Consider the following 4,487-nt stretch of genomic DNA (forward strand, 5'->3'; position numbering starts at 1 on the left):
GAGCGCGGATTGCAGTTAGTTCACAAAATCTAAGAAGAAAATGAAAAATCGTTTGGTAAAACTGATTGATAAGATTCTGTTACGCAAACGTGCTGTAATTGAGTCAGTCAATGACCATTTGAAAAATATATGTCAAATAGAACACTCTCGTCATCGTAGTCCATTTAATTTTTTAGTTAACTTGATGGCTGGTTTAGCTGCTTATACCTATTTGCCTAAAAAACCCTCGATTGACATTTACCCAAAAAATTTGCCTGTACTACCTCCTGCCATTTTTTAGTTCCGTCGAACTCACGTTGTAGTTAAGATTAGTAAATTACTGCAATGTCTTTTATAGCCACGCAAACGCATTTAAGGGTTTTAACCTTTAATAGTAAGAGTTTGGACATTCTATGGTTTCGGCCATTTGAAATTAATATTCTTAAGCATTAAAAGTTGAAAGAATTACATGCCTTTGCCCTACTTTCATAGCTGCTTATAAAACTTTAGTGTGTTCCACATTTATCATTCTCACTGATCGGCTAAAGTTAGTTTCTTTTCTGTCAATAACGTTTATATTCCTTTTGTCAAAGGGCTATATTTTTGATGAAACTTACTTATATTATGACTTTAATACTTCTGGGATTGGTAAGTTGCCCCACAGGAGTTTCAGCAAAGCTGGCTCAATCAATTAACCAACCCCAAGTTAATATACGTATCCAATCTCAACGTCCAAAATTTCCAGATAACGGCGCACCTACTGGACGGCGTAAAGGGGGTACAAGCCGTGATGATTGCACTCCATTGAACATGCCAATCACTGCTTTAGTTCCTGGTGAAGAAATTGCAGACGAATCAAAGTCTTTTTTAGCATTCACAATTTCTGAATATCCAACCTTTTGGGTGTATGTACCGGAATTACCCAAAAATGCTATTTTTGGGGAGTTTATACTTCAAGATGAAAATGACAAAAATATCTACAGGACATCTCTATCACTACCACGAAAAGCTAGTGTTTTCGGTATTAACCTACCACATAATTCACAGTCTGCTCTCAAAATAAACAAAAACTATCAGTGGTATTTTAAAGTTTTTTGTGGCAATCCCCAGCAAATGTCGGAGTACTTTTATGTGAAAGCATGGATACAGCGTCTGCCGTTAAATTCTTATCTTGAAAGTCAGTTAAAAAGGACACAATCAAGAGAATATGCTACCTATGCTCTTAACCAAATTTGGCAAGATGCTTTAACTAATTTAGCTACTTTGCGTCGTTCTAATCCCAACTCAGGCATTTTTACAGAGGATTGGACACTTTTGTTAAAAGATATCGGTTTAGCAGAACTTGCAACAGTACCGATTGTAGAACTTAAAAGTGACGAAAAAGCCATCACTGAATCAAAGTAGTATAAGAATTCTGGGGAAATTAGCAGTATTATTGCGTATGCCACAATCTGGTTTGAGATTTAGGAAATTTTTCTTGTTGCTACTAGTCACAGCCATAGTGTGCATTTTTCATTCACCTGGAATGGCAACTTTTTCTCAGATCAGCCTAAATATTCCACAAACTCAGATTCAAAACTCACCTGCTTTGGATCAAAGCTTAGTAGAACAGGGTAAAGCTTTCTATGAGGCAGGTTTATTTACTGAAGCACTTCAGGTTTTGTCACAAGCTGCTGTTGGCTTTCACAAAACAGGAGATAAACTTAATCAAGCTATAGTATTAAGCAATCTTGCCTTAATTTATCAACAGCTTGGCGAACAGACACAAGCAGAACTTGCAATTACCCAAAGTCTCAATCTGTTAAACAATTTAGATAGCTCAAAAGACCGTGATGCGATTATCGCCCAAGCTTTAGATATACAAGGAAAATTACAATTAGCAATCGGACAAACTGAAATCGCCTTGTCCACTTGGCAAAAAGCTGCTGATATATATGAGCAAATAGGTGATCGGGCGGCATTAACTCGTAACCGGATTAACTCTGCTCAAGCTATGCAGGCTTTAGGGCTTTATCGCCAAGCACAAAAAACTTTAATTGAAGTTCAACAAACCCTTACCACTCTTGCAGATTCATCGCTCAAAGTTGCCGGGTTAAATAGCCTTGGCAATGTCTTACGAGTTATTGGTAATTTCAATACATCTCGAACAGTTTTAGAGCAAAGTTTAACTCTAGCGAAGCAACTACAATCTCCAACAGCTATAAGTGATACTTTCCTGAGTTTAGGTAATACAGCCTTTGCCGTCGGAAAAACTCAACATCAGGTAGGGAATTCAGACCTTGCTCAAAAAGAATTTCAAGCTGCTTTCAACTTTTATCAGCAAGCGGCTATAAATGCAGTAGCTACTACGCATATTCAAGCACAGCTAAATCAACTTAGCCTACTTCTAGAATTTCTCTCGAAAAAAGAAGCTATAAATACGTTCAAACAAGCTTTACCCTTATCTGACCAAATTCTCACTGAAATCAATAAATTAGTTCCGAGCCGAAACTCAGTATATGCTCGAATTCAATTCGCCTCCATCTTAATGGACTTAACACAGGAAATCAATACGCCGATTTTCTCAAATTTAAATATTGCCCAACTCTTGTCTACTGCAATACAGCAGTCCCAAAACCTAAAAGACCAGCAAGCCCAATCTTATGCTCTTGGAACTTTGGGGCACTTGTATGAAAAGAATAACCAGTTAGCTGATGCTATACAGCTAACCCAAAAAGCCTTATTCATTGCTCAAACTATTGATGCATCAGATATTCTCTATCAGTGGCAATGGCAGCAGGGGCGTTTACTAAAGCAACAAGGAAATATCAAAGCTGCGCTCGAAGCATATGATACAGCTTACAAAACTTTAGAATCTCTACGTGGTAATTTGGTTGCTACTAATTTAGATGTTCAGTTTTCTTTTCGGGAAAGTGTAGAACCTATCTATCGGGAGTTTGTTGAGTTACAGTTGCGAACAGAGAATATACAAGGGGAGCAACAGACTAGTCAATACAATCTTAAACAGGCACGTCAAGTCATTGAGTCACTTCAGCTTGCGGAACTGAACAACTTTTTTCGTTCACCTTGTTTGGAACCAATTGTAGAGATTGACAAAGTGGTGGAGCAGGATGAAAAGGCAGCAGTTATCTATTCAGTTATTTTGCCAGACCGTTTCGATGTTATCCTTACCTTGCCTAATCAACAATTACAGCACTATACGACTAACGTTACTCAAGAAAAAGTAGAGAGTACAGTTACTTCACTACGGAAATCTTTAACAGATGTTGCTGCCACTTATGAAGTCAAAGAACAGTCGCAAAAAATATATGACTGGTTAATTCGACCAGCCGAAAAAGAATTATCTAATAGTGGCATCACTACTTTAGTTTTTGTACTGGATGGGGAATTAAGAAATATTCCGATGGGGGTTCTGTACGACCCGCAGCAAAATAAATATCTCATGGAGAAATATGCGATCGCTTTAACTCCTGGTTTACAATTGTTTAATCCTAAACCCTTGCAAAAAGTCCACTTAAATGCCTTAATTGCCGGATTAGGGGAAGCGCGTTCCATAGAAGGTGAAAAATTCTCCGCCTTGAAAAATGTAGCGGCAGAACTTAGAGAAATTAAAACTGAGATTCCTAAAAGTGAAGAACTGTTAAATCAGCAATTTCTCGATAGTAACGTACAAAAACAATTGCTTGCAACTCCTTTTTCTATAATTCACTTAGCAACCCACGGTGAGTTTAGTTCCGATCCGGAAAGAACTTTTCTTCTCACTTGGGATAAGCTACTGAAAGTTAAGCAATTTGATAGTTTATTACGAGTTGGCGAGAGAAATAGGTCTGGTAACATTGAGTTACTTGTCTTGAGCGCTTGCAAAACTGCTGTTGGCGATCGCCGGGCTGCTTTGGGATTAGCTGGGATAGCTGTACGAGCCGGCGCACGCAGCACGCTAGCAAGTTTATGGTCAGTGGACGACCAATGGACTGCTAAACTCATGAGTGAGTTTTATCGAAATTTAAATACTGGGATCAGTAAAGCTCAAGCGCTTCAACGTGCTCAATTAACTGTATTTGCTAAACAAAAAAGCCCTTATTTTTGGGCACCTTATGTCTTAGTAGGAAATTGGCTTTGATCTATACACAATTACAAAAATTTGTGAAAAGCCCTGCTCTTTCAGGACAGAGAAAGAGTAGCGGGTTTTAAGACCCCTCCCCTAAACCCGTCTTACAGCGTTTTTCAATTGAATAGACCACAAATTTAGTAAACTGGAGAGGCAGCAAAAATACTCATAGTTATGCCTGCTCCTTACTCAACTGATTTACGCCAACGTGTGATAGATGCTTATGAAGCCCAACAAGGGTCACAACGCCAACTGGCTAAACGCTTTAAAGTGAGCTTATCCTTCATTAAAAGGTTAATTCGTCGCTATCGAGATACAGGACAAGTGACACCTTTGCCTCATGGAGGTGGCGCGATCGCTAAAATCAGGACTAGCAATTTACCAGTAGTTGAGCAGTTAG

The 4,487-nt window shown here is 38.6% G+C and carries 3 protein-coding genes and 1 pseudogene; all 4 read left to right on the forward strand.

The window, feature by feature from the left end; translation table 11 throughout:
• Positions 1 to 40 precede the first annotated feature (40 nt).
• Positions 41 to 280: pseudogene (locus FCR06_RS31960) on the forward strand (transposase); the annotation flags it as partial.
• 305 nt (positions 281 to 585) lie between these two features.
• Positions 586 to 1,383, forward strand: coding sequence for a DUF928 domain-containing protein (locus FCR06_RS31965; protein WP_138506909.1), 798 nt, complete (start codon positions 586 to 588; stop codon positions 1,381 to 1,383).
• 121 nt (positions 1,384 to 1,504) lie between these two features.
• Complete coding sequence (locus tag FCR06_RS31970) at positions 1,505 to 4,099, forward strand: CHAT domain-containing protein (protein ID WP_223280403.1); 2,595 nt, start codon at positions 1,505 to 1,507, stop codon at positions 4,097 to 4,099.
• 162 nt (positions 4,100 to 4,261) lie between these two features.
• Positions 4,262 to 4,487: helix-turn-helix domain-containing protein (locus FCR06_RS31975; protein WP_223280404.1), on the forward strand; the 226-nt coding region annotated here is incomplete at its 3' end.

Source organism: Nostoc sp. PA-18-2419 (assembly GCF_005869855.1).
GTDB lineage: Bacteria > Cyanobacteriota > Cyanobacteriia > Cyanobacteriales > Nostocaceae > Nostoc.